Source organism: Thiocystis minor, from assembly GCF_016653465.1.
GTDB lineage: Bacteria > Pseudomonadota > Gammaproteobacteria > Chromatiales > Chromatiaceae > Chromatium > Chromatium minus.
Genome location: NZ_NHSQ01000047.1, coordinates 30,380 through 57,371 on the forward strand (window position 1 = coordinate 30,380; position 26,992 = coordinate 57,371).

The window sequence follows — 26,992 nt, forward strand, 5'->3', positions numbered from 1 at the left end:
TGCGAAAATCGCCGCCCAGCCGTCGATTCCGAGGTTTTACCGTCCATGCATCAGGAGGTTCCGTCCACCCGCTTCTCTCCGCTCGCCCCGCCGCTGCCGGAACGTCCCGGCGAGCGTCTGCTCTGGGGCCGACTCTATGGTGCCGGCGCGGCGCTGGCGATCGCCAATGCCGCGCGTCAGTTCTCGGGGTTGATCCTGACCCTGACCGAGGATGTCCAGGCTGCCGCCCGCCTGCGCGCGGAACTCGGCTTTTTCCTCGCCGGGAGCGACCGCCCGGTGCTCGGCTTTCCGGATTGGGAGACCCTGCCCTACGATGTCTTCTCGCCCCTGCCCGAACTGGTCTCCGAACGCCTGCTGACACTGCATCGCCTACCCGATTTGCGCGCGGGGGTGCTGGTGGTGCCGGTCGGGACGCTGATGCAGCGTCTGCCGCCGCGCGACTATGTGGACGGTCAGTCGCTGGTGCTCGCGGTCGGCGACCGGCTGGATCTGAACACGACGCGCCGACGCCTGGAACGGGCCGGCTATTCCTGCGTCTCCCAGGTGATCGGACACGGCGAGTACGCGGTGCGCGGCGCGCTGCTGGATGTTTTCCCCATGGGCAGCGAGGTGCCGCTGCGCATCGACCTCTTTGACGAGGAAGTGGAGAGCATCCGCATCTTCGACCCCGAAAGCCAGCGCTCGAAGGAGAAGCTGGAGCGTATCCGGCTCCTGCCTGCCCGTGAGTTTCCGCTCACGGAAGAGGCCATCGCCGGTTTCCGTCAACGCTATCGCGCCAGCATCGAGGGCGATCCGCAGAACAGTCTGATCTATCGCGAGGTCTCGGAGGGGCACACCCCCGGCGGACTGGAATCCTATCTACCGCTTTTTTTCGAGCGGACCGCAACCCTGTTCGACTATCTGCCCGAACGGGTACTGGCCCTGGAACCGGAGACCTGCCGCGAGACGGCGGCGAGCTTCTTCGCGGCGGTCGGTCAGCGGTACGAGCAACGCCGCCATGATCGCGAACGCCCGCTGCTGCCGCCCAACCGACTCTATCTGATGCCCGACGAACTCGCGGGCGCGCTCAACCGGCTGTCCGGTGCGCTCTACCAGTCGCCAGAGATTCCAGACCGACGCAAGGGTTACGCCGCTGCCTGCAACTTCGCCACCGCCACCCTGCCCCCGCTCGCCATCCAGGCCCGCGCCACCCAACCGGCGCAGGCGCTCAAGGAGTTTCTCGCCACGCCGGAGCGACGGGTGCTGTTCGTCGCCGAGAGCACCGGGCGACGCGAGATGCTGGCCGAACACCTCCACGGCTTCGACATCCGCGCCAGACAGGTCGCCGGCTGGAAGGCATTCCTCGACAGCGATCAAGGGATCGGATTAACGGTCGCACCGCTGGAACAGGGTCTGCTGCTGGAACAGGCCGGCCTCGCGCTGGTCACGGAAACCCAGCTCTATGGCGAGCGGGTACGTCAGGAACGCCGCCGCCGTGCCAGCGAGCGCGACAGCGACGCCATTGTGCGAAACCTCACCGAGCTGACCGAGGGCGCGCCGGTGGTCCATGAGCAGCATGGCGTCGGGCGTTATCTGGGCCTGCAAACGCTGGAGGTCGGCGGCCTGACCACCGAGTTCCTAACGCTGGAATACGCCCACGGCGACAAGCTCTATGTCCCGGTCAGCTCGCTGCACCTGATCTCGCGCTACACCGGCGCCTCGCCCGAGCACGCCCCGCTGCATCGCCTGGGCGGCGATCAGTGGGATCGGATCAAGCGCAAGGCGGCGCAAAAGGCGCACGACGTGGCCGCCGAATTGCTGGACATCTATGCCCGCCGCGCCGCGCGCGAGGGCGTCGCCTTCCCGGACGGCGGCGACGAGTACGCCGCCTTCGCCGCCGCCTTCGCCTTCGAGGAAACCCCGGACCAGATGCGCGCCATCGAGAGCGTGCTGGCCGACATGGCCGACCCCAAGCCGATGGACCGGGTGGTCTGCGGCGATGTCGGTTTCGGCAAGACCGAGGTCGCCATGCGCGCCGCCTTCATGGCGGTCCATGGCGGGCGTCAGGTGGTGGTGCTGGTGCCCACCACCCTGCTCGCCCAGCAGCATTTCGAGAATTTCTCCGACCGCTTCGCCGACTGGCCGGTCAAGGTCGAGAGCCTGTCGCGCTTTCGCACCGCCAAGGAACAAAAAAAGATCCTGGAAGGACTGGAAAACGGCACGCTCGACATTGTGGTCGGCACCCACAAACTCCTTCAGCCGAGCATCAAGTTTAAAAATCTGGGGCTGGCGATCATCGATGAGGAGCACCGTTTCGGGGTGCGTCACAAGGAGCAGTTGAAGAATCTGCGCAGCGAGGTGGACATCCTCACGCTCACCGCCACCCCGATTCCGCGCACGTTGAACATGGCCATGTCCGGGATGCGCGATCTCTCGATCATCGCCACCCCGCCGGTCGAGCGTCACCCGATCAAAACCTTCGTCAGTCCCTGGAACGACGGGCTGATCCAGGAGGCGGTGCTGCGCGAGCTGAAACGCGGCGGGCAGGTCTATTTCCTCCACAACGAGGTCGAGACCATCGAGAATCAGGCCCAGAAGCTTACGGCGCTGATCCCGGAGGCGCGCATCCAGGTCGCTCACGGCCAGTTACGCGAACGCGATCTGGAGCGGGTCATGCGCGACTTCTACCATCAGCGCTTCAACCTGCTGGTCTGCACCACCATCATCGAAAGCGGCATCGACGTGCCGAGCGCCAACACCATCGTCATCAACCGCGCCGACAAGCTGGGACTAGCGCAACTGCACCAGCTCCGCGGACGGGTCGGGCGTTCGCACCATCGCGCCTATGCCTATCTCATCACCCCGCCCGCCAAGGCCATGACGGCGGACGCCAAAAAGCGTCTGGAGGCGATCGAGTCGATGGAAGACCTGGGCGCCGGTTTCACGCTCGCGACTCATGATCTGGAGATTCGCGGCGCGGGCGAATTGCTGGGCGACGAGCAATCGGGTCAGATTACCGAGATCGGTTTCACGCTCTATATGGATCTGCTGGAACGCGCCGTCGCGGCGCTCAAGGCCGGTCGCACGCCCGAACTCGACCGTCCGCTCGACCATGGCGCCGAGATCGACCTGGGACTCCCCGCCCTGCTGCCGAGCGATTATCTGCCCGATGTCCACGCCCGACTGGTGATGTACAAACGCATCGCCAGCGCCCGTGACGGCGACGAACTGCGCGAACTTCAGGTCGAGATGATCGACCGCTTCGGCCTGCTTCCCGAACCGGCCAAGAACCTGCTGGAGATCACCGAACTCAAGCTCCGAGTGCAGCCGCTCGGGATCCGCAAGATCGAGGCCGGACCGGCGAGCGGGCGCATCCTCTTCAACGACGCGCCCCAGATCGACCCCGCCAACCTGATCCGGCTGATTCAGACCCGACCCAAGGAGTTCAAGCTCGACGGCGGCGACAGGCTCAAGTTCTTTCGGGACATGGCCGAGCCGCGACAGCGGTTGCTGGCGGTCGGCGCGGTGGTGGAGCAGTTGGCGGGGTAACCTTAGACTTCACCTCGGTGAAAACACCCCCTTGCTTCACCTTGGCGGTCAGATCGGATCATGGCATGTCCAGAGACTCTTGGTGCGAAACGGCCGCGACGATTGCCGCGGCATGGTCGGGTCATTGGCCCCACGTCATGAGACGAATGCCGTATTCGTGTTCGGCTTCCCAGGACTCGGCGAGACGGAGCCTGAAGCTTGGATCTCGCGACACCGCTCCGCGGTGTCGCGAGTCAGCCGGTTCCGGGTTCTCTGGAAGACGTCTAGCGCCTGCAGTTCAGGATTTTGGGATCCTGATTTTCTGGCCGGGGTAGATGAGGTCGGGATCCTTGATGACTTCTCGATTCGCTTCAAAGATGCGCGGATAGGCGTTGCCGTCGCCATAGAATTTCTTTGCGATGGCCGATAACGAATCGCCTTTCGCGATGACATAGAATTCGATTTCGGCCGCCTGCGGGGGGGCATTCAACCGGTCCGCCTTGACTTGCTCCACTCCCTGGATGTTGCCGGCCATAAGCACCGCTTTCTCCATGGCGTCCGGAGTGTCTGCCGTGCCGGAGAGCGCCACGACACCATTGTCGAAGGTGACGGACAGATCCTTGACGCCGGGGTTGTCGCGTTCGATTTCTTCCTTGATTTTGTCGCTCGCCTCGGCATCGTTGCCGAAAACCTTCTTGCCATTACCTTTCAAAAAGTCGAACAGTCCCATGATGGCCTCCGCTGACAATTAATGTGCTGATTGAATTGGCCATGACAAAGCTAGCATAAAACCGCGGCAAGCTTGCGTCAGGCAAAACAGCAATTCCAAGTTTGCGCGGTTGCGGCTGGTCGTCACCGGAATCACGTCTGGGTCAGACAGATTTGGACAAACCGATGGGGAAATCGCAGCAAGCGAGGCGCGATGGCCAAGTACCTGATTCAAAAAAGCTGGCCGCTGAAGGCTGGAAGCTGACAGTTCTTTATAGGTTAAAAGATGCCTTGAAAGATCCGCTGCGCGACATCATCAAGGTATGGTCAATTATCATGTACAGGCCAGCTTCGTCCTAACCCTGTCCGGCATGGCCTGCATCGTTCGGGTATCGGTTCAGCCTCGCGTCACCCTCCTGGCGTTGGAGCTTCGTCGGTTGACGCATGTTTTTCCATGGTCACGAAAACAGCATTCCGCCGATTGCCGTTAGCCGTCGCGAGAAGGGGGTCGCTCAACACAACGCGGGGAGTCCGAACGCTGTTTTTGCCGAACGCTTGGGGCCTTTCTCATGATATTTTCGTATGCTCGACGTCTGTCGCATGCGTCTGTCGCATCGACCAGTACCCGGATCGACTTCTTGCGTATCCTGTTGATCCTGGCGCTGGTTTTTCTACACTACGGATCTGTCGTCGGCTCTGACATCTCACCCTTCATGGGTTATGTGGGACAGGAAAATCCGATTGCGGCAATCGTCATTTCCTACGTGCTGTTCTTTGCCTTCGCGGCCGTCCCTCTGCTCAGCGCGATCTCGGGTTTTCTGTTCTTTCGCTCCGCGCATTCCGAGGTCCGGCCCGATTTCTCCAGGCTCTGGCGCAAACGACTGAAATCGGTCGTTCTGCCCTTCGTGCTCTGGAGCGGGGGCTATGTGGCCGCGGCTTATCTGGCTCATCTGATCCGCCCCAGCCTGTTTGCCGCGCTGTTTTCGAGTGAGGCGGGCGCGACGGCGTTGACCTTGCTGGACGCTGCCTTCGCGCTGACCGACACGCCGTTTGCGATTCAGTTCTGGTTTCTACGCGACCTGATCGTGACCATGGCACTGGCGCCGCTCATCTGGTTAGCGGTCACGCGCATCCCCTTGCTTTGGACTGGCTTTCTCACCCTGTCCTGGCTGACGGAACAGACGTTTGGCCTCTTCATCAGGCTCGACATTTTCATGTTCTTCAACATCGGCGCCATGATGGCGATCTATCGTCTCGATCTGACCCGCCTCGACCGCTGGGCGCTCCCTCTGTTTGCCGGATTTCTTCTGGTTGTCGCGCTGCGCACTGTGGCGCCCGTGCTGATCGGGGCGGAGTCCGAGCGCACCCTTGAACTGATGTCCTCCCTGCTCCGTTTAGTCGGCGTCATGGCGCTCTGGAGCCTTGCCGGCCGCCTTGCGTTAACGGGGCTGGGCGAGATGCTGCGCCGCTATAGCGGCATGGCGTTTTTCATCTTTTGCGCACACTATCCGCTGATTATGTATGTGAAAAAAATGCTTGCGTCTGTGGCGCCGCCCAGCGGCGAAGCGGGCTTGCTGCTGAACTATGTCGCCAGTATCGGCTTGACGCTCGCCTTGATCGGACTCGCCGCGATCCTGCTCAATCGCTTGATACCCAGGGTTTACGCAATCCTGAACGGAGGCCGTGAAACTCCGGAAAAAGGGGGGGTGGCGGTACAGGGTTGAGCGCATCTAGGGGCGAATTCATTCGCGGGGCGGCGATCATTCCATACGAATACAATCGATGACGCGCCCTAAAATCCGCCGCCCGTGCGGAAACCGCCGCCACCTCCACGACCGCCACCGCTGCCCCGTCCAAAGCTGCCGACGATATCGCTCAGACCGCCCGATCCGCCGCCCCACACGGTACCGCGGCCATAACCGCCGGAGCCGAAGGTGGGATCGGACTGTTGGGGCCGGTAGCGCTGCTGCTCGCGCAGGATGCGCCAGAGGTTATCGCGGTCGAGCATACCGTTGACGAACTGGCCAAGCAGCATGGCGATCATGTCCCCGTCGCCAAAGGTCGAACCGGTCCGATCGTAGCGGCTGCGCTTGAAATCCGACCGCAGGGCTTCGAGTTCGGTCAGCCGCTTCTGCTGCTGGAGGATGGCGTCCTTGAGTCCCTGGATGCTGGCCGCCAACTGGCGGCGCTCGTCTTCGCGCTGGAGCATCCGGCTGACAATCAGATCGTCCTCGGGATAGGGGGTCGCGAGCGCCTCCCGCCGCAGTTCCATCAGATCCTCCCGCTGGAACTCGGCGGCCATGAAGTTCACCGCCTGTTTGGTGTGCTCGTCCTCGCCGGCGGCGAAGAGCGCCCTGCGCGCCATCAGAATCTGCTGGTCCGACTCGGCCTTGGCAATCCGCGCGTCGATGGCGTCGAGACGCGCCTGTTCGTCGGCGACGATCCGTTCCAGGGCCGGGATGCCGTCCTCCGCCCGTGCGGCCTCGTCGAGCGCCTTGAGCGCGGCAAACTCGCTCTCGGCGCCGGCCTGGAGACCTCTGGCATGCTCGCGCAACCGTTCCGGGATTTCGTTCAAGCGGCTGTAGTTAGCGCGGGCATCCGCAAATCCGATCCGCTTCGCGACCCAGCCATCCAACGCTCGGAACAGGCCCCATGACTTGTCCTCGGGCGTGCCATGGTTCCGCTCCCAGAGATAGAGGAACAGCGGATCGCCCCGGAAGGCCGCGCCCTTTTGTTCTCGTTCCTCCTCGCTTCGGGTCGCCTTTTCGCTGGCGTGCATGGCCAGTCGCTCGGCCTCCGTAGCCTTCTCGCGCTGCCTTCGGTAGTCGGGATCCGCGTCCAGGCGGGCCTGGGTCCGGGCCGCGGCGGCATCCACTGCCGCGTCTGCGGCATCCAGGCGCGCGGCCTGGGCGGAGCGCTCGCGCTCCAGGGTCTGCCGGAGCGTATCGGCGGACTGGAGTTGGGTCTCCAGTTCGCGCAGGGCGGATTCGCGCTGGGACAGGAGCGCCAGCGCCTGCCGTTCCGCCTGATCCAGATGGCGCAGCGTCTCCGGGTCCGTCATCATACCGACGCGCACCTGGGCCAGATCTTTATAATCCTGGGTCAGCGCCTGTTGCAGCTCGGCCAGGCGGCGGTTCACGCCCTCGATCTGCGACTCGATGGCGGCGATCCGGGCGCGCGCATCGGTCACCGTCTGATCGATGTTGGACAGGGTCTGTCGTCCGGAAATCATGCATCTCCCCCTCGGAATTCGCGTGTAACGGCACCTAACAACGCGCGACGGGCGACGCCGCTGGGAGCGCCGACATGTTGTCGGCCCTGGGGCAGCCGACATGTTCTCGGCAGCAATCCCCCCAGACGCCGAAGCAATCCACTCACCACCGCGTAATCGCCCCGCCAGTCGTCTTCATCTCATAACGGGGCACCAACTCGCCCCGCGCCTTCTCGCCGAAACCATCGCGCTCGATGATGCCATCATCCTGCTTATCCGCGGCGACCGCCCGAAAGGTCCGCTCGTCGACTCGTAAACCCCAGCGTTGCACCCGCTCGGTCTTGCGGGTCTCCTCGTTCTCGATCGGTACCGTCAGCACCCGCCCGGCGGGATCGACGGCCTCGACCAGAAGATAGAAGTTGCGCGCCCCGGTATTGATGTCCGGAATCCGCCAAACACCCGTCCTCTCGTCGGGCCGATTGACAATGCGCAGCCGATATTCCTGCTCCAGAATGTCGCGCGCCTCTTCGATCTGCCGGATGGCCTCCCGGACGGCGGCCTTGTCATCACCGCGCAGCGCGGCCCGACCCGCGCTGAAGGAACGCTCCAGGGTCTCCCGCGCCTGATCGGACTTGGCCAGGGTGACGGCCTCCACGTAAACCTCCTCCAGCCTGTCCGGCAGGGCCGCATTGGGCGCCAGCACCGCGAAGTAATAGAGCGCGCCGGCCAGCGCGCCGACTCCCACAATACCGCCCAGCCATGTCCCCCAAACACCCCGGTTGACATAGATCCGAGCGAGCTTGATGGCGAATGAATCCGGCGGCGACTGGTAGGTGAAGCGATCCTCCTTGAGCGCGGCGACGCCCTGCTCGATGACCGAGTCCGGAACCTCGATCCCCTGGGCAGCGTAGATCCGATGCAGACGCTCCTTCAGATCCTCCTCGCGGCCAACCTCGTCCAGCTCCTTTTGCACGATCCGCTCGCGTCGACGCAGCGTATCGACCACATCCATGGCAAGCATCACGTCGTCCAGGGGCGGTTTGCTTGCCGGTACCGGAGCAGAACCCGGCGTCAGAGTGGCCGCCGCGTTCATAATTGGGCAGGCGCCGTAGGCATTTCCAGACCCTTGCCCTGATCGGCGAGCCGGGCCAGCTTGCGCTTGCCCTCCTCCACCGCATCGCGGATCTCGTTGGCGTTCGCGGTACTCTGCTTGCGCATCTCCTCGATGATCTCATGGGATCTCACCTGCCAGGAGACCACCGAATCCACCAGCTTCTTGACCGAGTCCGCGCGCACCGTGGGGCCATAGCCTGCCTCGACCGCCGCCTCCTGCACCTTGCCGCCGATGTCCGCCAGCACCTCCAGCGACTGGCTCATCCCTTCCTTCATCGCATTGACGGTCTGCGTGCCCTCGTGCAGACCGAACATGCCCGTAAAGGAAGCCGTGAGCGCGGTCAGGACCACTTCATTGGTGCTGAAAAAGCTCACGGCCTGCGCATAGACCCGTTCCTTGGCGTTGGTGGTCTGCAGCAGACGCGCCATGACGACCTCAGAGGTGTTGTAGGAGATCGTGAGGTTGTCCGACAGATCCTTGGCGATCTGATAACGCTTTTCTTCCTGCTGAAGCGCGCGGACCTTCTCGTCCCTGGCCATCTCGAAGCGGGCGCGCACGGCGGGCTCCTGTGAGGTGTTAGCCTCGACTTCCCGCATGGCCGCCGCGACTCCGGCCTTGGCTTCGTCGAGCTTGCCCTGGGCGGTCTTGAGCACTTCCAGAGCCAGCACCTCGGACTGCTTCAGCGCCCCACGGAAATCCTGATACGCCTCCAGAATCTTCTGCTCCCGCTGGATCTGATCGTTGGTGGACGCGGTCACCTCCAGATAGGTGCCCTTGATCTTATCGAAGCGGTCGGCGATGTCCCCGCGCGAGACCTTCATCCAGACATTGCCGAGACGCTCGAAGGTGTCCAGCTTGCCGTCTTCGATCTGGTCCACCATCGTCTTGGCATCGTCACGAATGCTATTGAAAGCGTTGGTGATCTCCTCGTAGCGGCTGCCGATCTCCATGGCCTGCACCTGCTGGCGGACCACGTCGTTGAACAGCGACGCCTCGTTGAGGGTGCGGGCGATGGCGGTCACGCGCCCTTCGTCGAGCACCGAGATTTGATTCAGCAGGGCGATGATCGGCTCGACCTGTTTATCCCCATCGGTCGGCAGGAGTCCCAGGTCGTGCAGGCCATTCATGGCCTTGTCCAGATACTGCATCGGGGTCGCGGCGGCGATGGCGGTCGCGTTGGCAGTGGCGGCGGCAGTGGCGGTGTCGGTCGTCGTCATGGTTTTCCGTCCCTAATGGTTGAGTCTTGGTCTGAGGCGGCTTGAACGGGAAAATGGACAGGATGAACAGGAATTTTCAAGATTGACAGGATTCAAAGAACCGTTATTACGAAATCCTGTCCATCCTGCGCAATCCTGTTAATCCTGTCCATTTGAAGCGTTGATTCTGGTACGGACTTTCCCGGAAATCGCCTTAGCAAACACCCGGCCCAGCATGCTGCGCCGGCGTCCGGGTCTTGATCGACAGGGCATGCAGTTCGCCGCTGGCGATCTGGGTCTTGACGGTCTCCATCACCAGGCGCTGGCGCTTGATCGGCGTCAGTCCCTCGAAGACCTCGCTGACGATCAGCGCCTCGAAGTGACTGCCATCGCCGGAGACCTGGACCTCGGCATTCGGGATACCCGCGCGGATAAGTTGGGCGACTGCTTCGGTTTCCAAGCTAGACTCCTGATTTTAAAAAGCTCTTCAGATTCATCAATTGCTTCTGAACAGAACTGGGGTGTCTCGATCCGTCCGAACCCTTGGGCCATTGCCTTGGATTCCAAGACGCGCGATCGTGATCAAATCACCGCTTGACTCAAGACCACGACCGCATCAACCGGATCTCAAAGCTCGCGCGTCGCCAGAAACCGCACCTCTGGCCAACGCTCTTCCGCCAGGCTCAGATTGACCCGTGTCGGCGCCAGATAGACGAGTTGATCGTCGCCGTCAAGCGCCAGATTCTCATAGTTCTTTTCCTTGAAGCGCTCCAGCATCTTGGCGTCCGTGCAGGTCACCCAACGGGCGGTCTTGACGCTCACCGGTTCGACGAAGGCATCGACGCCATATTCGTCCTTGAGCCGATAGGCCGCCACGTCGAATTGCAGAATTCCGACCGCCCCGAGAATCAGATCGTTATTCTTCAGCGGCCGGAACACCTGGGTCGCGCCCTCCTCGGCGAGCTGCACGACGCCCTTCTGCAGCGCCTTGGTGCGCAGCGGATCGCGGAGCACGACGCGGCGAAACAATTCTGGCGCGAAATAAGGGACGCCCTCGTATTTCAGATCCTCGGTCTCGGTGAAGGTATCGCCGATCTGGATGGTGCCGTGGTTGTGCAGACCGATGATGTCGCCGGGCCAGGCGTCTTCCACCTGACGGCGCTCGTCGGCCTGGAAAGTGATGGCATTGGCGACCTGAACCGTCTTGCCGATGCGCACATGACGCATCTTCATGCCCTTTTGATAGCTACCCGAGCAGACCCGCAGAAAGGCGACCCGATCGCGATGGGCCGGGTCCATGTTCGCCTGGATCTTGAACACGAATCCGCTAAAGGTCTCCTCGGCTGGGTCGACCAGACGCTGACGCGTCTGACGCGGACGCGGCGGCGGGGCGTATTCCACAAAGGCATCCAGCAGTTCGCGCACGCCGAAATTGTTGATGGCCGAGCCGAAAAACACCGGCGTTTGCTTGCCCGCCATATAGTCCGCGAGATTCAGCGGATGACTGGCACCCTGCACCAGTTCCATCTCGTCGCGCAATTCCTGGGCCTGATCGCCGAGTACCGCGTCCATGCGCGGATTGTCGATTCCCTCGATAATCTCGCCCTGGGTGATGCGTCCGCCATGCTGGGCGCTAAACAGATGGGTGCGCCCGGAACGCAGATCGAAAACCCCCTTGAAGCGCTTGCCCATGCCGATCGGCCAGGTGACGGGCGCGCATTTGATCTTGAGGATATTCTCGATCTCGTCCAGCACCTCGATGGCGTCGCGGCCCTCGCGGTCGAGCTTGTTGACGAAGGTCAGGATCGGCGTGTCGCGCAGCCGGCAGACATCCATCAGCTTGATGGTGCGATCCTCGACGCCCTTGGCGATGTCGATCACCATCAGCGCCGAATCGACCGCCGTCAGGGTGCGATAGGTGTCCTCGGAGAAATCCTCGTGTCCCGGCGTGTCGAGCAGGTTGATGATGGCCTCGCCATAGGGAAACTGCATGACCGAAGAGGTCACCGAGATCCCGCGCTCCTTCTCCAGCGCCATCCAGTCCGAGGTCGCGTGACGCGCCGCCTTGCGCCCCTTGACCGTGCCGGCGAGCTGGATCGCGCCGCCGAACAGCAGCAGCTTTTCGGTCAGCGTGGTCTTGCCCGCGTCGGGGTGGGAGATGATCGCGAAGGTACGGCGTTTAGCGAGTTGTTCTTGAAGTTCGGTCATGGGGACTGGTCGGAGACGGCCTGCGCTGGGAAATCCAGGGATTATACCGATGCGGAATGACTCGGACAGGGATAACGGGAGAGCGGCCTCGCGTCTGTCGAGATGTGCGGAAAGACGTTGTCCGGCGGTGATCGCCAATTCCGAACATGGTCTAAACGCATCCCGTCGCGTCCAGTCCTCTCAGTTCGCGCGCTAGCACCGTGGCATCCTCGCGCCCCTTGCCCGCCGGATAATAATTCCGCCGGGTGCCGATTTCGCAGAATCCCTCCGAAGCATAGAGCGCGCGCGCGCAGCCGTTGGAAGCTCGCACTTCCAGAAAGGCGGTATCGGCCTTGCGCTTGAGCGCGAGCGACAGCAGGTGACGCAACAGGGCGCGCCCCAGGCCCTGGCGCTGACAGCGCGGATGCACGCAGAGGTTGAAAATGTGACATTCGCCGACGGCGACCGACATGATGCCGTGCGCGACGATGTCCTGATCGATCTCGCCGACCCAGCAGCAGTAACCGACCCGCAGGCAGTCCTGGAAAATCTCGTCGCTCCAGGGGTGCGCGTAGGCCGCGCGCTCGACGGCCCCGACCGCGGCGAGATCCTCGCCGCGCATGGGTCTGAGCGAAAACCCAGGATGGCACTCCAGCATCGACATCTTGAGATTGACCCCTCTGGTCGAAATCGGCACCGCGGTCGCGCGCGCGAAATGATGACCCGCATCATGCCATGGTCGATTTCTCGCGCAAGCCCGGTACGCGCATCACCCACCTGAAATGATTTCGGGCTATAGTTGTCGGGATTCCTTGATTCCCGCCTGGCCTGAGTTGCTCAAACCACCCTCGACCGCGTTCGGGCAATGCCACCTTACGCTGTGTCGCGCGGCATTTACGCCTCGCCGGGATTCCTTTTTTCACTTTTTGCGGGACAGATCGATGTCGCACACGAGTATGGCCACCCTCGACGGCAATGAAGCAGCCGCCTATGTCGCTCACATGACCAACGAGGTCATCGCCATTTATCCCATCACGCCCTCCTCGAACATGGGCGAATGGGCGGATGAGTGGTCCTCGCTGGGGGTCAAAAACCTTTGGGGCACGGTCCCCGACGTGGTCGAGATGCAGAGCGAGGCGGGCGCCGCCGGGGCCATTCATGGCGCCTTGCAGGGCGGTTCGCTGGCGACCACCTTCACCGCCTCCCAGGGTCTGCTGCTGATGATCCCGAACATGTACAAGATCGCCGGCGAACTCTCGCCGGTGGTCTTCCATGTCTCGGCGCGTTCGCTGGCGGCGCAAGGTCTGTCGATCTTCGGCGACCACGCCGACGTGATGGCCTGCCGGGCGACCGGGTACGCCATGCTCTGCGGCGCCTCGGTTCAGGAGGCGATGGATTTCGCCCTGATCGCCCAGGCCGCGACCCTGGAGAGCCGGCTGCCCTTCCTGCACTTTTTCGATGGGTTCCGTACCTCGCACGAGGTCGCGAAGATCGAGCGGCTGCCGGTCGAGACGATCCGCGCCATGATCGACGATGACCTAGTCAAGGCCTGCCGGACCCGCGCGCTCAACCCGGATCATCCTATTCTGCGCGGCACCTCGCAGAACCCGGATGTCTATTTCCAGGGACGCGAAACGGTCAATCTCCATTACAGTCGAACTCCCGCCATCGTGCAGGGCGTGATGGACCGCTTCGCCAAGTTGACCGGACGTCAGTACGGACTCTTCGAGTATGTCGGCGCGCCGGATGCCGAGCGGGTGATCCTGCTGATGGGCTCGGGCATCGGCGCCGCCGAGGAGACCGTCGATCATCTGGTCGCCCATGGCGAGAAGGTCGGCATGCTCAAGGTCCGGCTCTTCCGCCCCTTCGATCCCAGTTATCTGCTCGCCGCGCTGCCGGTCACCGCGACCCGGATCGCGGTGCTCGATCGCACCAAGGAGCCGGGTTCCGACGGCGAACCGCTCTATAAGGATGTGCTCACCGCGCTCGCCCAGGCGCATGCCGGGGGCGATCTGGCGACCATGCCGCGCGTGATCGGCGGTCGCTACGGTCTGTCCTCGAAGGAATTCACGCCCGGCATGGTCAAGGGCGTCTTCGACGAACTGACCAGGGACAAACCGAAAAATCAGTTCACGATCGGGATCATCGACGATCTCACGCACACCAGCCTGGACTGGGATCCGACCTTCCGGCCTGACGTGACCAAGGGCGTCACCGCCTGCGTCTTCTACGGCCTGGGCTCGGACGGCACCGTGTCGGCCAATAAGAATTCCATCAAGATCATCGCCGAGGAAACGCCGAACTACGGTCAGGGCTATTTCGAGTACGACTCGAAGAAGGCCGGCGCAATGACCATCAGCCATCTGCGTTTCGGCGCCCATCCGATCAACAGTACCTATCTGATCGGCAACGACGAGGCGAGTTTCGTCGCCTGTCATCAGCCGACCTTCCTGACACGCTACGACATGCTCGACAAGGCGCGCAAGGGCGGCGTCTTCCTGCTGAACTCGGCCACTCCATCCGACCAGGTCTGGAACGAACTGCCGCGGAAGATGCAGCAGACCATGATCGAGAAGGAATTGTCCTTCTACGTGATCGACGCCTACGGCATCGCGGCGGCGACCGGCATGGGCCGGCGCATCAATACCATCATGCAGACCTGTTTCTTCGCCATCTCCGGCATCCTGCCGCGCGACGAGGCGATCGCCCACATCAAGACCGCGGTCAAGAAGACCTACGGCAAAAAGGGTCAGGCGCTGCTGGAACGCAACAATCAGGCGATCGACGCCACCCTGGCCGGACTGCATCAGGTCACCCTCAACGGCACCGTCACCAGCACCTTCGACCGCCCGCCGGTCGTGCCGGACGATGCGCCCGAGTTCGTACACAAGGTCACGGCGACCCTGCTGGCGGGGCTCGGCAATCAGCTCCCGGTCAGCCTGATGCCGGTCGACGGCACCTGGCCCACCGGCACCACCCGCTTCGAGAAGCGCAACCTGGCGCTCAAGCTGCCGCTCTGGGACGAGGCGCTTTGCAGTCAGTGCGGCAAATGCCCGCTGGTCTGCCCGCACGCGGCGATCCGCGCCAAGGTGTTTCCAGCCGAACTCGCCGCGAACGCCCCGGCGGGCTTCCGGCACGTCGCGATGAAAGGCAAGGATTTCCCCGAAGGCCATCGCATCGCCTATCAGATCGCCCCCGACGACTGCACCGGTTGCGGACTCTGCGCGGATGTCTGCCCGATCCGCGATCGCACCGATCCGAGTCACAAGGCGCTCGACATGGTGGAGGCGACCGAGATCCACGACGCGGAACAGGCCAACTGGGACTTCTTCCTGACCCTGCCCGAGTTCGACCGCGCCAGCCTTGACCCGAGCAAGATCAAGCACGCGATGATGATGCAGCCGCTGTTCGAGTTCTCCGGGGCTTGCGTGGGCTGCGGCGAGACACCCTATATCAAGCTCGCCACCCAGTTGTTCGGCGATCGCATGCTGGTCGCCAACGCCACCGGCTGTTCCTCCATCTATGGCGGCAATCTGCCGACGACGCCTTACACCACCAACCCCGAGGGGCGCGGTCCGAGCTGGAACAATTCGCTGTTCGAGGACAACGCCGAATTCGGGCTCGGCATCCGTCTGGCCGTAGACAAACAGACCGAACAGGCGCGCGAACTGCTGACCCAACTGGCGAGCCAGATCGGCGGCGAACTGGTCGAGGGGCTGCTGAGCGCCGATCAGTCGAGCGAGGCCGGCATCCATGACCAGCGCGAACGGGTCGCGGCGCTGAAAGAGAAAATCAAGGGTCTTGATACCCCGGAAGCACGCACCCTGGCGGCAATCTGCGAGCAACTGGTCAAGCGCAGCGTCTGGATCATCGGCGGCGACGGCTGGGCCTACGACATCGGGTATGGCGGCGTCGACCATGTGCTCGCCAGCGGACGCAACGTCAACCTGCTGATCCTCGACACCGAGGTCTATTCCAACACCGGCGGACAGAAGTCCAAGGCCACCCCGATGGGCGCGGTCGCCAAGTTCGCCGCCGGCGGCAAGCCGACCTTCAAGAAGGATCTGGCCATGATGGCCATGGCCTACGAGAACGCCTATGTCGCCCAGGTGTCCTTTGGAGCCAAAGACGTGCAGACCGTGCGCGCCTTCCTGGAGGCCGAGTCCTATGACGGACCCTCGGTCATCATCGCCTACTCGCCCTGTATTGCCCACGGCGTGGATCTGTCCAACAACCTGCGCCAGCAGGACATGGCGGTGAACTCCGGTCACTGGTCGCTGTTCCGTTACGACCCGCGCCGCGCCGCGAAGGGCGAGAATCCGCTGCTGATGGACAGCAAGCCGCCGAGCATTCCCTATCGGGATTTCGTCGCCTCGGAGACCCGTTTCAGCCTGCTGAACCGGACCCATCCCGAGGCCGCCGAACGCTATCTGCAACTGGCGCAGAAGCATGTGCAGACGCACTTCACGCTCTACGAGCAGTTGGCGCATCTGGCGGTCCAAAAGTCGTCCGTGCCCCCGACCGAATAGGCGGGCTGCCCGATGAATGGCCAGTCGATCCTGGCCAAGACACGTTCAGGCACCCGGCCAGCCGTGACGCCGACTCCCTGTCGGCGGCTGGTCGGACGCGCTCAGCCTCCCCCGCCCTCCCCTAGGGCCATGGGAGCCTGGAGCGCCCGCCGCACGCTTTTTCGCTCACGCTAATTCACGGAACCATGAGGTTTAGCCAGCCATGAACCTGACGACCAAGTATCTCGGACTGACGATCAAGAATCCGCTGGTCCCCTCCGCCTCCCCGCTGTCGAAAAGCGTCAGCATCGCGCGCGAACTGGAGGACAACGGCGCGGCGGCCATCATCATGTGGTCGCTGTTCGAGGAGGCCATCACCGCCGAATCCGAATCCATGGTGCGCTTTCTGCATCAACAGGATACGGGTTTCGCCGAGATCAGCGATGGTTTCCTGCCCGCGCATCAGGACTTCGACAACGCGCTCGACCAATATCTGGAGCACATCCGCAAGCTCAAGGAAGCGCTGGAGATTCCGGTCATCGCCAGTCTCAACGGCGTCACCCCCAGCGGCTGGATCAAGCACGCCACCGACCTTCAGCAGGCCGGGGCCGACGCGCTGGAATTGAATGTCTACTATGTCGCCGGCGATATCGGACAGACCGGCGCCCAGGTCGAGGAGCGTTATCTGAGCCTGCTGCGCGAGCTGCGCGGCCATGTCCAGATCCCGATCAACATGAAACTCTCCTCCGCCTTCAGCTCGGTCGGCAACATGGTCAGCCGACTGGCCGCGGCCGGCGCCAACGGCGTTGCGCTCTTCAACCGCTTCTATCAGCCGGATATCGACATTCAGGGTTTGCGGCTGCAATCGACCCTGCGGCCCTCGACCTCGGCGGAGATCCTGCTCGCGATGCGCTGGATCGCCATCCTCCACGGACGTCACGAAGGTCTTTCGCTCGGCGCCACCGGTGGCGTCCATACCGCCGAGGACGCCATCAAGCTGCTGCTCGCCGGCGCCGATGTGGTGCATCTGTGTAGCGTCCTGCTGCAGAAGGGGCCGGCGTATACCGCCCTGATTCTGACCGGAATCCAGGACTGGATGACCGAACAGGGGTTCGAGTCCGTCGACGATTTCCGTGGCCGTGTCAGCGCGCTGACGGTGCCCAATCCGGCCGAATTCGAGCGCGCCAATTATCTCAACGTCCTGGACAGCTACAGCATCTCATCGGGCGTGCGGGTTTAGAGACTCATCGCTTTGGGAGCGAAGGCGGAACGCCCCGCTCCCAAGGGGACGAAAGTGACGATTGAAGAATCAGTTCGACAACGACAACGATGCTGCTCAGAAATCGGGAACGGAAAATGAGCAGTTGCCAAGCGCCGATCCCGGCGCGCGCGACGAAACCAATACAACGGATAGATAAATAGAAGCGCTCCACCCATTGACTCTTTGCACGACGCACCAACACAATCGCCCCCTGCCCGGATCGCGCGTGCGCAATCAACAATAACATCACAGAGAGGCGTCGTACTCGTCTCACGAGTACGCGGGGCGACACTGCGCGCGCGTGTTTTTCAGCGGAATCCCGGGCCGGGATTCCGCTGCGCCGCCTGACTCTCGATCATCCCATTCACTTCATTTTAGGACTACCCAATGCAGCAAGCCTCGGTCGACGCCATCAAGGCGCATCCTCGCTATCAGGAGCTGGTGTGTTCACGCAAGTGTTTCGCCTGGAACCTGACGGTCCTCATGTTGGCGATGTATTACGGTTTTATCCTGGTCATCGCCTTCGCGCCTAGCCTGCTGGGCACCCCGATCTCCGAGGGCGCCGTGACCACGGTCGGCATCCCGGTCGGCGTCATCATCATCGTTGCCTCGTTCATCCTGACCGGACTCTACGTCTCCAAGGCCAACGGCAAGTTCGATGCCCTGACCAAAGCCATCCGCGAGGATCTCCAATGAAGCGCTTCGCGATCTGGGGCGTCCTGCTCGCCCTGCTGACCCCCTTCATGCTCGTGGCCGCGCCGGCACTCTCCGGCGCCGTCGAGCAACAGTCGGTGAACATGACGGCCATCTACATGTTCGTCGCGTTCGTCGCGGCAACCCTGGGCATCACCTACTGGGCGGCCAAGCGCACCCGTACCGCCAAGGAGTTCTATACCGCGGGCGGCGGCATCACCGGCTTCCAGAACGGTCTGGCCATCGCCGGCGACTACATGTCCGCCGCCTCCTTCCTGGGCATCTCCGGCCTGGTGTTCGCCTCCGGCTACGACGGTCTGATCTATTCCATCGGCTTCCTGGTCGGCTGGCCGATCATCATGTTCCTGATCGCCGAGCAGATCCGTAACCTGGGCAAGTTCACCTTCGCCGACGTGTCCTCCTACCGCTTCGGTCAGACCCAGATCCGCACCATGGCGGCGATCTCCTCGCTGGTCGTGGTCGCCTTCTACCTGATTGCGCAGATGGTCGGCGCCGGTAAGCTAATCCAGCTCCTGTTCGGCCTGGAATATTGGATGGCGGTGGTCATCGTCGGCGTCCTGATGATGGTCTATGTCATCTTCGGCGGCATGACCGCCACCACCTGGGTACAGATCATCAAGGCGGTGCTGCTGCTGTGCGGCGCGACCTTCATGGCCATCGCGGCGCTCTCAGCCTTCAATTTTTCGCCCGAGGAGATGTTCCGGCAGGCGGTCGAGACGCATCCCAAGGCTGGCGCCATCATGTCGCCCGGATCGCTGGTGACGGACCCGATCAACGCCATCTCGCTCGGTCTGGCGCTCATGTTCGGCACCGCCGGTCTGCCGCATATCCTGATGCGCTTCTTCACCGTGCCGGATGCCAAGGAGGCGCGTAAATCGGTCTTCTACGCCACCGGTTTCATCGGCTATTTCTACATCCTGACCTTCATCATCGGCTTCGCGGCTATCGTGCTGCTGGCTCAAAACCCCGAGTTCTTCAAGCCGGCGGCGCTGGCGGCAGATGGCTCGGTCATCCAGGGTCAGCTTGTCAGCGGCATCAATGGCGGAACCAATATGGTCGCCATCCATCTGGCCAAAGCGGTCGGCGGCGATCTCTTCCTCGGCTTCATCTCGGCCGTGGCCTTCGCCACCATCCTTGCCGTGGTCTCGGGTCTGACCCTGGCCGGCGCCTCCGCCATCTCGCATGACCTTTACGCCAGCGTCATCGCGCGCGGTCGCAGCAACGAAACCACCGAAATCCGCGTCTCCAAGTTCGCCACCTTCGGTCTGGGACTGGTCGCCATTGGACTTGGCATCGCCTTCGAGAGTCAGAACGTCGCCTTCATGGTGGGTCTGGCCTTCGCGATCGCGGCGAGCGCCAACTTCCCGGTGCTGGTCGCCTCCATCTTCTGGAGCAAGATGACTACGCGCGGCGCGCTGATCGGCGGTTTCGCCGGACTCATCAGCGCCTTTGTGTTGACCGTCATGTCGAAGGCGGTGTGGGGCGACGTGCTCGGCAACGTGGGCGAGGACGGCAAGTCGGTCGGCCTGATCATGCTGAACAACCCGGCAATCGTCTCGATCCCGATCTCATTCGCCTGCATCTGGCTGTTCTCGATCCTCGATAATTCCGAGCGTGCCAAGATCGATCGGGCCGCGTTCGATGCGCAGCGGATCCGTTGCGAGACGGGTATTGGTGCCGAGGGAGGCGCGAGTCACTAACGGCTGAGACTATTCGGGACAGGGATGTCCCTGGGCAGCGGTTAGTGGTTAGTGGTTAGTGGTTAGGCGATTTCCGGGAAAGCTCATACCAATGCCCAAGGCTGCAAAATGGACAGGATTAACAGGATTTTTCAAGATTCACAGGATTGAAAACAGCTTTTGACGAAATCCTGTCCATCCTGAGCAATCCTGTTAATCCTGTCCATTCCGACATCGTCGCGGCCTGTGGCAAGCCGGAGTTCGAGGATGCGCAGATCGACACGCTGCTCAATCCGGTGCTGATCGTTGAGGTGCTTTCGGATTCCACCGAAGGCTATGATCGCGGCGTCAAATTTCTGCATTACCGCACACTGTCATCCCTACAGGATTATCTGCTGGTCGCCAAAAACGAATGCCGGATCGAGCATTACGCTCGCCAAGTGGATCACCGCTGGTTACTGACGGAATATCAGCGTCCAGACGAGACTCTGATCCTGACATCGGTTGGCGGCGAATTGAGTCTGCAAGCTATTTATGAGCGCGATGAATCGCCGCGCCTGACGCGGCGTCCCAACGCCTTGTGCGCGTCAGCCCAGCCGGGTTACGCTCCCTGTCACCCAGCCGGCGGATCAACGCCATCAAGCCATTGATGGATAGCTGGAAATCCCCGGATTCCCCGCGACATTCTTGAGCTTCGGCGTATTCAGCCGCGCGATTTTGACCGTCTTGACATCCCTCAGATAGGTCGCGACCGTCTCCCAGATCGGCTCTCCTGGTGCCTGACTGCCGACCGTGGCCCAGCCGGCGACAACGTATTTTTTTTCGGCCTCGATGCGGGTTCCGTCGTTCAGCGTCATTTCCTGAATCCGCTCGCCCATGCTCGCCGTGGGATCGCAGACATAGTCCAGACCGCCGACCCGCACCATGTCGCCGCCCTGCTGGACGTAGGGATCGGGATTGAACAGGTTATCGCCCACGTCCTCCAGGATCATCTTGATCTCGGCGCCGGTCATCTCCCGACGGTAGGTTTCGGGATAGGTGATGCAGGTTTGGTCCATGACGTTGTCCATGGTGATCGCCTGACCGGGCAGCACGGTCGTGCCCCAGCGAAAGCCGGGCGAGAGGCTGATCTGGGCGTCATGCACCTTGATGAGCGCATCGCAAATGACCTGATCGAAGGTGCCGTTGAAATTGCCGCGCCGGAACAGCGTCTCGCCCGCGGTGGCGAGTTTCTCTTCGAGTTTGTCCCGGTAGGGCGCGCGCACTCCGGCGATGTAGTCGAGCATCCCCTGATCGGGCTTGAGCAGATTCGAGAAGACGGGCAGCAGTCGATAACGGAAGTCGCGCAGCTTGCCGTTCTTCACGTCCAGATCCATCACGCCCAGGAATTTGCCATTGGACCCGGCATTGGTCACCAGCGTCTTGCCGCCCGCGTTCTCGACCAGGGTCGGCGCCGGCATGCCGTCGTGGGTGTGTCCGCCGAAAATGACATCGATCCCGGTGACCCGCGAGGCCATCTTCAGATCCACATCCATGCCGTTGTGCGAGAGGACCACCACCAGATCCGGCGTCTCCTCCTCGCGCACCTTGTCGACCATTTCCTGTATCCGTCCGTCCTCGATGCCGAAGGTCCAGTCCGGGATGAACCGCTGCGGATTGGCGATCGGGGTATAGGGGAACGCCTGACCGATGATGGCGACCTTGACCCCGCCGACCTCCTTGACCGTGTAAGGCTTGAAGGCCAACCCCAGATCCTCGTCGAAGCCGCCGAAGTCGGCAAAGCGATAATCGAACAGCGCCTCCTCGCGAACCTTGACGTTCTGCGCCACGAAATCGCCCTTGAAGGCGCCGATGTTGCGGATGACCTCGTCATCCCGATAGGTGAACTCCCAGTGCCCGGTCATGACATCGACGCCGAGCAGATTCGTCGCGCCGACCATGTCCATGCCGCGCGTCCAGTAGGCGGTGCCCGAGCCCTGCCAGGTGTCGCCGCCATCGAGCAGCAGGCTGTTGCCGTCGCCCCGCTCGGCGCGCAGACGATCCACCAGCGTTTTCAGATGCGCGAAACCGCCGACGCTGCCGAATTTCGCGGCACCCTCGTCGAAGTTCAGGTAGGTAAAGGCGTGCGCCTCGATCCCGCCGGACTCGATGCCGAAGTGTTTCAGAAACGCCTCGCCGACCAGATGGGGCGCCTTGCCGAAGGCGCCACCGATTCCGATATTCACATTCGGTTCACGGAAATGGATCGGATTCAGTTGGGCATGCGTATCGGTGATGTGCAGGAGCGTCAGGTTGCCGAATTTGGGCACTTCGTAGAGATCCGCGGGCAGGCGCCTGGCGGCAAACGCGGATGTGGGCAGCATGCCAGCCGCGCCGGCCAGCCCCATGAGTCTGATGAATTCACGTCGGGAAAGTGACATTGGATCGATTCCTCCGATGGATCGTTTAGGGATGAAGGCATTGCGCCAGTCTGCGGGCCAGCCATGCCAGTATGTCTGGACTCGCGCCCGAAATACCAGAGACGGCCTGGTCGGATGACGTCAAGGTGGGCGCAGTCCGCGCTAACCGCGCATGGCGAGCCGCGACCCCGGGCATTGAAAGCGCCGGCTCGCCAAGTGCGCCCCCTCACCCCGGCCCTCTCCCAGGGGGAGAGGGACAGGAGGATCGGCCGCAGCGCGATTTTCAGGGCAAAAGCCCCATCGCCGGAGTCGTGCATTCACCTGAGCCCGTGCTAGGATTCGGCCACGACGATTCCATGGATCATGTGAACCAATACCGGTGTCACGCCATCCTGGACCGGCTGTAAACCAATAACAATCGCCGGGGATCGGAGCCATCCGCTCCCACGGCTTTGCTCTCGCTAGAACTTAAGGAGGCTATTCTCATGTCTTTGATGTCGTTATCCCGTCCGCGCCTGCTCGCCCTGTCGCTGGGGCTCTCGACCCTGACGAGCGGCGGGGCATTCGCGCAACTGCCCGCGGACCTGGAACTCTCCGGCGATGCCGCCGCCGGAAAACTCGTGGCGAACGACCGCGCCAAGGGCAATTGCGTCGCCTGCCACGCGATGCCGGGCGCCAAGGAACCCGGCGCGATCGGACCGGTACTGATCGCGATGCAGACCCGTTATCCGAGCAAAACGGCGCTCGCGACCCAGATCTGGGACGCCACCGCGAAAACCCCGGAAGTGGTCATGCCGCCCTTTGGCAAGCATGAGATCCTGACCCGAAAAGAGTTCGTCGATGTCGTCGAGTACATCTGGTCTCTCTAAGCCATCGCCACCGGAGGCAGCACAATGAAAAAGATCCATCTTTCGCTGATCGCCGCAGCGTTGATCGGCGCCATCGCAACTCCCGCCATCGCCACCACTCCGGAAGAGGACAAGGCCACCTTCCAGTCCTATTTCAAGCAACGCTTTCCGAATGTCCCGGAAGATGACTTCAAGAACGGCGCCTATGCCATTGATGCAATCGGGCGCGAAAACTGGGAAGCGATCGAGGAATTTCCGCCCTACGAGAACGCCATCAGCAGTGGCGAAACCCTGTGGAACACGCCCTTCGCAAATGGCAAGAGTTATCAGGACTGTTTCCCGGATGGCCCGGCGATCGCAAACAAATACCCGCATTGGGATCGGCAAGCGGGCCAGGTCATGACCCTGCCGCTGGCGATCAACCAGTGCCGCGAGGCCAATAGCGAGAAACCGTTATCCTACAAGAAGGGTCCGATCGCCGACTTGCTTGCGTACATGGCCTTCGAGTCGCGCGGCCAGATCACCAACGTCGAGATCCCGAGCGACGATCCTCGCGCCATCGCCGCCTATGAAAAAGGCCGTGAATTCTACTTCGCCCGTCGTGGTCAGTTGAACTTTTCCTGTGCCCACTGTCACTTCGGCAACTCGGGCACCACGCTGCGCACCGAGATCCTCAGCCCGGCCCTCGGCCACACGACACACTGGCCGGTCTATCGGTCAAAATGGGGCGAGATGGGCACCTTGCACCGTCGCTTCTCCGGCTGTAACGAACAGGTGCGCGCCAAGGCATTCGAAGCGCAGGGCGAGGAATATCGCAACCTCGAATTTTTCCTGACCTATGTCAACAATGGGCTGGAACTCAACGGCCCCGCCGCGCGTAAATAATTCGGCCAGTCCACCTTCGCCGGGAGGCGCTTGCGTTCCTCCCGTACGCATAAGAGACGAGAGAGGAGTTTGAACCAGATGAAAAATCGTAGTCTTTCAGTGGGCGCACTGATCGCGGCCTTGATGATGGTCATACCCGCCGCCTGGGCAACCCACCGTTCCGAGGCCGAGCAGGCCATCGCCGCGGCCAGAGCCGCCCATGAGCAGGCGGCGTCCGTCCAGGCAGCCTCGCCCGACACCGCCGCGATGATCGAGGAAGCCGAGGGGCTGCTCCCCTCGCGCCAATACACCAAGGCGGTCGAAATCGCCGACAAGGCGAAAATACAGGATCGCTTCGCCTACGAACAGGCATCCAGCGGCAAGGTTGCGGACGCCGGCGCAGCCAGCAAAGCCAAGGAAGCGATCGCTGCGGCGGAGGCGGCGCGCAAGAAAGCCGATTCCGTGGGCGGCGAATGGCGCGATACCGCGCAGATGATCAAGGACGCCGAGGGACTCGCCAAGTCAGGCCAATATAACGAGGCCATCCAACTGGCCAATCAGGCGGCACGGCAAGGCGCACTGGGGTATGAGCAGGCGCTGAAAGAAAAAGGCGCGAGCTTTCCATCCTATGTCGCGAAGAAGCCGTGACCGCCCAGCGTCATCGAGCCCTTGAACTCCCCCATCACCTCGCTCAGGAGAACCGCATCATGCAACTCAAAACGCCGTTGGCCGCCGTCACGCTGATTATCTTTTTGGCCAGTGCTTCCAGCGCCATTGCCGCGGAGAACAAGATCACCCCGACCCTCGAAAGCGTCGATGTCGTCCATAATGGCGCGACCGTGACCATCAAGCGCGGTCATGACCGCAACGCCACCCTGCCGGAGATCTTCCAGAAGACCGATCGCGGCTGCCCCCCATTCTGCGTGGAGCCCATGCTCGCCGCCCCCGGAATCGAAACCGTGGGCGAGCTTGAAGTTCTCGATTTTTTGCACCGGATCAACCAAGGCGAGTCCGACATCCTGATCATCGACTCGCGCACCCCGGACTGGGTCATGCGCGGCACCATTCCAGGCTCGGTCAACATCCCCTGGAACAAGATCAATCGAGACACCGCCGGCACCTTCGAGACCCCGGCCGAGTCGGACAGCTTTCATCACATCCTGGAAGACGAATTCGGCGTCAGCCGGAACCCCGCCACCGGAGGCTGGAACTTCAGCGACGCCAAGACGCTAGTGCTCTTCTGCAACGGTATCTGGTGCCCGCAATCCACCGCCAACCTCAAGACCCTGGTCGGCATCGGCTATCCCGTGCACAAACTGAAGTGGTATCGCGGCGGCATGCAGGACTGGGTTAGCGTGGGGCTCACCACCATCACGCCCTGAGCGGTTCGGATCGGTTCGCGGGAAATTGAACGGGGCTGTTGGCCCCGTCCCAATTTCTGGTTTATTCGATCCTCTTGTCAGTCGTTTGCCACTCGTCGCGCAAGGTATGCAGTTTCTGACGATACGCTTGAGCATCGCCGTATTCGAAGAATTGCAACGTGCGCCGATGCGGATCCAGGGTGCGCCGCGCATGCTTGATCGGACACCAGTATTGTTCGGTTCGAGCGGCGATCTCGCGAACGTATTCGATCAATTGGTTGCCGTAACCGCAGTAGACGCAGTTCAGCTTTTCGATCCAGTTGAGATACGCCAAGTGATGCCGATCGATGATCAGGTCATCGGAGCGGCGCACCCGCGGGATGCCGTAGAGACGAAAGCAGACATGCTGAAACAGCGTAAAAGAGACATCCATGATCGCCAGGGCACGATCATGCCGTAGATCAGCGGGGCCGACAGAAGATAGGCGACCGGAGCCCGCCTGAGATACCGCCAGACACCAGTGCGCTGGCGTAGATGCAAAAGCCGCACGCCGTGCGCGAAGACGACTTTCCCATAGTGCAGCGAATAACGAAACTGCTCGCGGCTTTCCGTGAGCAGACGATCGATTTCCTGATCCAATTCCTGCTGGGTCGCTCGCAAGCGTTCCAGAATCTCCTCGATCACGGTTCCGGCCATCGTCTTCCCCTGAGATTGAGGATCGAAATCCACATCCCTGGAGAGGACATGGCATGGCCGATAGCCGGAGCGCGGGCGGGGTCCGTCCATCAGATCGCCCGTGATGAGGGAATGCCTGAATGGTATGTCTTCGGCAGGATGCTCGGCAAGGCATGAAACACCGACGGTTGATCGCATCGCGCCGACGGTGTTGCGGCGAAGAATCGGCGCCTGACGCCGCAAGAATCAGGTCGACGACCGATCACAAGACATACCGCTTTTCAGCAATCCATTGTAATATTCCCCGACTTGCGCGGGTGGCGGAACTGGTAGACGCGCTGGATTTAGGTTCCAGTGGAGCAATCCGTGGGGGTTCGAGTCCCCCCTCGCGCACCAATGACTTACCGGCTTTTCTGTCTGCCGTCAGACGGCGACGTGACACAAACGTGACGCGGTGTATCGAGGCGAGCGATTGCGCTGCGCAGGTTGTCCGGCGCCAGATGCGCGTATTTCTCCGTCATTAGGATCGTGCTATGACCGAGAATGTCTCGAATTTCCGCCAACGGTACGCCCGCCGTCACTAACCATGCGGCGCAGGTGTGCCGTAGATCGTGAATCCGGAAATTCTCGATCTGAGGTTCCCTCGGTTTTTCGTCTTCCAAGGGAGTGTGCTCATGCGACCTGTTTTTCTCCCCGCTGGGTGCTGATCCAGTCTTTCAGGAACTGAACCGGTGAGGTGTACCCGAGGGTGGAGTGCAAG

Annotated in this window: 23 protein-coding genes and 1 tRNA gene; 14 read left to right on the top strand and 10 right to left on the bottom strand. The window is 62.1% G+C overall.

Annotation, left to right across the window (positions count from 1 at the left end; genetic code table 11):
* Positions 1-45 precede the first annotated feature (45 nt).
* On the top strand, positions 46-3,528 hold the full coding sequence (gene mfd, locus CCR95_RS04695) for a transcription-repair coupling factor (RefSeq protein WP_201092311.1): 3,483 nt from the start codon (positions 46-48) through the stop codon (positions 3,526-3,528).
* A gap of 277 nt (positions 3,529-3,805) precedes the next feature.
* Here the strand turns inward: mfd and lysM are convergent, their stop codons facing one another.
* Entirely contained in the window at positions 3,806-4,237 is a 432-nt protein-coding gene (lysM, locus tag CCR95_RS04700) for a peptidoglycan-binding protein LysM (protein ID WP_201092313.1), read from the bottom strand.
* 164 nt (positions 4,238-4,401) lie between these two features.
* Here lysM and CCR95_RS04705 point away from each other — a divergent pair, with 164 nt between their 5' ends.
* On the top strand, positions 4,402-4,575 hold the full coding sequence (locus tag CCR95_RS04705; protein WP_201092314.1) for a hypothetical protein: 174 nt from the start codon (positions 4,402-4,404) through the stop codon (positions 4,573-4,575).
* A 278-nt stretch (positions 4,576-4,853) separates the two neighbouring features.
* Positions 4,854-5,939 carry an acyltransferase family protein gene (locus tag CCR95_RS04710; protein WP_201092315.1) on the top strand — a complete coding sequence of 362 codons (1,086 nt, stop codon included), beginning with the start codon at positions 4,854-4,856 and terminating at the stop codon, positions 5,937-5,939.
* A 68-nt stretch (positions 5,940-6,007) separates the two neighbouring features.
* On the opposite strand, the gene CCR95_RS04715 is transcribed toward CCR95_RS04710, so the two are convergent.
* The 6 genes from CCR95_RS04715 to rimI form a co-directional block, all read right to left on the bottom strand.
* On the bottom strand, positions 6,008-7,447 hold the full coding sequence (locus CCR95_RS04715; protein ID WP_201092316.1) for a coiled-coil domain-containing protein: 1,440 nt from the start codon (positions 7,445-7,447) through the stop codon (positions 6,008-6,010).
* Positions 7,448-7,589: 142 nt separating this feature from the next.
* Positions 7,590-8,519 carry a DUF6384 family protein gene (locus CCR95_RS04720; protein WP_201092317.1) on the bottom strand — a complete coding sequence of 310 codons (930 nt, stop codon included), beginning with the start codon at positions 8,517-8,519 and terminating at the stop codon, positions 7,590-7,592.
* On the bottom strand, positions 8,516-9,757 hold the full coding sequence (locus CCR95_RS04725; protein WP_201092318.1) for a cell surface protein: 1,242 nt from the start codon (positions 9,755-9,757) through the stop codon (positions 8,516-8,518). The genes CCR95_RS04720 and CCR95_RS04725 overlap by 4 nt, the downstream gene beginning before the upstream one ends.
* 193 nt (positions 9,758-9,950) lie before the next feature.
* The gene (locus tag CCR95_RS04730) at positions 9,951-10,196 is read right to left on the bottom strand and encodes a BolA family protein (protein ID WP_201092321.1); all 246 of its coding nucleotides are present in this window, start codon (positions 10,194-10,196) and stop codon (positions 9,951-9,953) included.
* Between the two features lie 167 nt (positions 10,197-10,363).
* Positions 10,364-11,944: a peptide chain release factor 3 gene (locus CCR95_RS04735; protein ID WP_201092322.1), complete on the bottom strand. Its 1,581-nt coding sequence runs from the start codon at positions 11,942-11,944 to the stop codon at positions 10,364-10,366.
* Positions 11,945-12,095: 151 nt separating this feature from the next.
* On the bottom strand, positions 12,096-12,587 hold the full coding sequence (gene rimI, locus CCR95_RS04740; protein ID WP_201092349.1) for a ribosomal protein S18-alanine N-acetyltransferase: 492 nt from the start codon (positions 12,585-12,587) through the stop codon (positions 12,096-12,098).
* Between the two features lie 277 nt (positions 12,588-12,864).
* Between rimI and nifJ the strand changes: the two genes are divergently transcribed.
* From nifJ to CCR95_RS04765, 5 genes are all read left to right on the top strand, one after another.
* Entirely contained in the window at positions 12,865-16,452 is a 3,588-nt protein-coding gene (gene nifJ / locus CCR95_RS04745) for a pyruvate:ferredoxin (flavodoxin) oxidoreductase (protein WP_201092323.1), read from the top strand.
* A 202-nt stretch (positions 16,453-16,654) separates the two neighbouring features.
* Positions 16,655-17,671, top strand: coding sequence for a dihydroorotate dehydrogenase-like protein (locus CCR95_RS04750; protein ID WP_201092325.1), 1,017 nt, complete (start codon positions 16,655-16,657; stop codon positions 17,669-17,671).
* A gap of 408 nt (positions 17,672-18,079) precedes the next feature.
* Complete coding sequence (locus CCR95_RS04755; protein WP_014780044.1) at positions 18,080-18,388, top strand: DUF485 domain-containing protein; 309 nt, start codon at positions 18,080-18,082, stop codon at positions 18,386-18,388.
* Entirely contained in the window at positions 18,385-20,106 is a 1,722-nt protein-coding gene (locus CCR95_RS04760; protein ID WP_201092328.1) for a cation acetate symporter, read from the top strand. The genes CCR95_RS04755 and CCR95_RS04760 overlap by 4 nt, the downstream gene beginning before the upstream one ends.
* Positions 20,107-20,252: 146 nt before the next feature.
* Positions 20,253-20,735, top strand: a complete 483-nt coding sequence (locus CCR95_RS04765; protein ID WP_201092330.1) for a Uma2 family endonuclease — start codon at positions 20,253-20,255, stop codon at positions 20,733-20,735.
* Here the strand turns inward: CCR95_RS04765 and soxB are convergent.
* Positions 20,724-22,505: a thiosulfohydrolase SoxB gene (soxB, locus tag CCR95_RS04770; protein ID WP_201092332.1), complete on the bottom strand. Its 1,782-nt coding sequence runs from the start codon at positions 22,503-22,505 to the stop codon at positions 20,724-20,726. The two genes, CCR95_RS04765 and soxB, sit on opposite strands and share 12 nt — an antisense overlap.
* A gap of 464 nt (positions 22,506-22,969) precedes the next feature.
* Here soxB and soxX point away from each other — a divergent pair, with 464 nt between their 5' ends.
* The 4 genes from soxX to CCR95_RS04790 all read left to right on the top strand — a co-directional run bounded on the left by soxX (position 22,970) and on the right by CCR95_RS04790 (position 25,578).
* Positions 22,970-23,353, top strand: coding sequence for a sulfur oxidation c-type cytochrome SoxX (gene soxX, locus CCR95_RS04775; protein WP_201092333.1), 384 nt, complete (start codon positions 22,970-22,972; stop codon positions 23,351-23,353).
* Between the two features lie 24 nt (positions 23,354-23,377).
* The gene (gene soxA, locus CCR95_RS04780; RefSeq protein WP_201092335.1) at positions 23,378-24,217 is read left to right on the top strand and encodes a sulfur oxidation c-type cytochrome SoxA; all 840 of its coding nucleotides are present in this window, start codon (positions 23,378-23,380) and stop codon (positions 24,215-24,217) included.
* 78 nt (positions 24,218-24,295) lie between these two features.
* The gene (locus CCR95_RS04785; protein ID WP_201092337.1) at positions 24,296-24,844 is read left to right on the top strand and encodes a hypothetical protein; all 549 of its coding nucleotides are present in this window, start codon (positions 24,296-24,298) and stop codon (positions 24,842-24,844) included.
* A 59-nt stretch (positions 24,845-24,903) separates the two neighbouring features.
* Positions 24,904-25,578 (top strand): rhodanese-like domain-containing protein, encoded by a 675-nt coding sequence (locus tag CCR95_RS04790; RefSeq protein ID WP_201092339.1) that lies wholly within the window; start codon positions 24,904-24,906, stop codon positions 25,576-25,578.
* Between the two features lie 61 nt (positions 25,579-25,639).
* On the opposite strand, the gene CCR95_RS25155 is transcribed toward CCR95_RS04790, so the two are convergent.
* Positions 25,640-25,990: a hypothetical protein gene (locus tag CCR95_RS25155; protein WP_242523058.1), complete on the bottom strand. Its 351-nt coding sequence runs from the start codon at positions 25,988-25,990 to the stop codon at positions 25,640-25,642.
* 101 nt (positions 25,991-26,091) lie between these two features.
* Between CCR95_RS25155 and CCR95_RS25160 the strand changes: the two genes are divergently transcribed.
* A complete protein-coding gene (locus CCR95_RS25160) occupies positions 26,092-26,409 on the top strand; it encodes a hypothetical protein (protein ID WP_242523059.1) in 318 nt (105 codons plus the stop codon).
* A 134-nt stretch (positions 26,410-26,543) separates the two neighbouring features.
* Positions 26,544-26,628: transfer RNA gene (locus CCR95_RS04800), tRNA-Leu, on the top strand.
* Between the two features lie 5 nt (positions 26,629-26,633).
* Here CCR95_RS04800 and CCR95_RS04805 read toward each other — a convergent pair.
* The gene (locus tag CCR95_RS04805) at positions 26,634-26,894 is read right to left on the bottom strand and encodes a tyrosine-type recombinase/integrase (protein ID WP_201092342.1); all 261 of its coding nucleotides are present in this window, start codon (positions 26,892-26,894) and stop codon (positions 26,634-26,636) included.
* Between the last annotated feature and the right edge of the window lie 98 nt (positions 26,895-26,992).

Coding starts and splice junctions, on each gene's coding strand:
- mfd (WP_201092311.1), top strand. CDS start 46: ATGCATCAGGAGGTTCCGTCCACCCGCTTCTCTCCGCTCGCCCCGCCG.
- lysM (WP_201092313.1), bottom strand. CDS start 4,237: ATGGGACTGTTCGACTTTTTGAAAGGTAATGGCAAGAAGGTTTTCGGC.
- CCR95_RS04705 (WP_201092314.1), top strand. CDS start 4,402: ATGGGGAAATCGCAGCAAGCGAGGCGCGATGGCCAAGTACCTGATTCA.
- CCR95_RS04715 (WP_201092316.1), bottom strand. CDS start 7,447: ATGATTTCCGGACGACAGACCCTGTCCAACATCGATCAGACGGTGACC.
- CCR95_RS04720 (WP_201092317.1), bottom strand. CDS start 8,519: ATGAACGCGGCGGCCACTCTGACGCCGGGTTCTGCTCCGGTACCGGCA.
- CCR95_RS04725 (WP_201092318.1), bottom strand. CDS start 9,757: ATGACGACGACCGACACCGCCACTGCCGCCGCCACTGCCAACGCGACC.
- CCR95_RS04735 (WP_201092322.1), bottom strand. CDS start 11,944: ATGACCGAACTTCAAGAACAACTCGCTAAACGCCGTACCTTCGCGATC.
- rimI (WP_201092349.1), bottom strand. CDS start 12,587: ATGTCGATGCTGGAGTGCCATCCTGGGTTTTCGCTCAGACCCATGCGC.
- nifJ (WP_201092323.1), top strand. CDS start 12,865: ATGTCGCACACGAGTATGGCCACCCTCGACGGCAATGAAGCAGCCGCC.
- CCR95_RS04750 (WP_201092325.1), top strand. CDS start 16,655: ATGAACCTGACGACCAAGTATCTCGGACTGACGATCAAGAATCCGCTG.
- CCR95_RS04755 (WP_014780044.1), top strand. CDS start 18,080: ATGCAGCAAGCCTCGGTCGACGCCATCAAGGCGCATCCTCGCTATCAG.
- CCR95_RS04760 (WP_201092328.1), top strand. CDS start 18,385: ATGAAGCGCTTCGCGATCTGGGGCGTCCTGCTCGCCCTGCTGACCCCC.
- soxB (WP_201092332.1), bottom strand. CDS start 22,505: ATGTCACTTTCCCGACGTGAATTCATCAGACTCATGGGGCTGGCCGGC.
- soxX (WP_201092333.1), top strand. CDS start 22,970: ATGTCTTTGATGTCGTTATCCCGTCCGCGCCTGCTCGCCCTGTCGCTG.
- soxA (WP_201092335.1), top strand. CDS start 23,378: ATGAAAAAGATCCATCTTTCGCTGATCGCCGCAGCGTTGATCGGCGCC.
- CCR95_RS04785 (WP_201092337.1), top strand. CDS start 24,296: ATGAAAAATCGTAGTCTTTCAGTGGGCGCACTGATCGCGGCCTTGATG.
- CCR95_RS04790 (WP_201092339.1), top strand. CDS start 24,904: ATGCAACTCAAAACGCCGTTGGCCGCCGTCACGCTGATTATCTTTTTG.
- CCR95_RS25155 (WP_242523058.1), bottom strand. CDS start 25,990: ATGGATGTCTCTTTTACGCTGTTTCAGCATGTCTGCTTTCGTCTCTAC.
- CCR95_RS25160 (WP_242523059.1), top strand. CDS start 26,092: ATGCAAAAGCCGCACGCCGTGCGCGAAGACGACTTTCCCATAGTGCAG.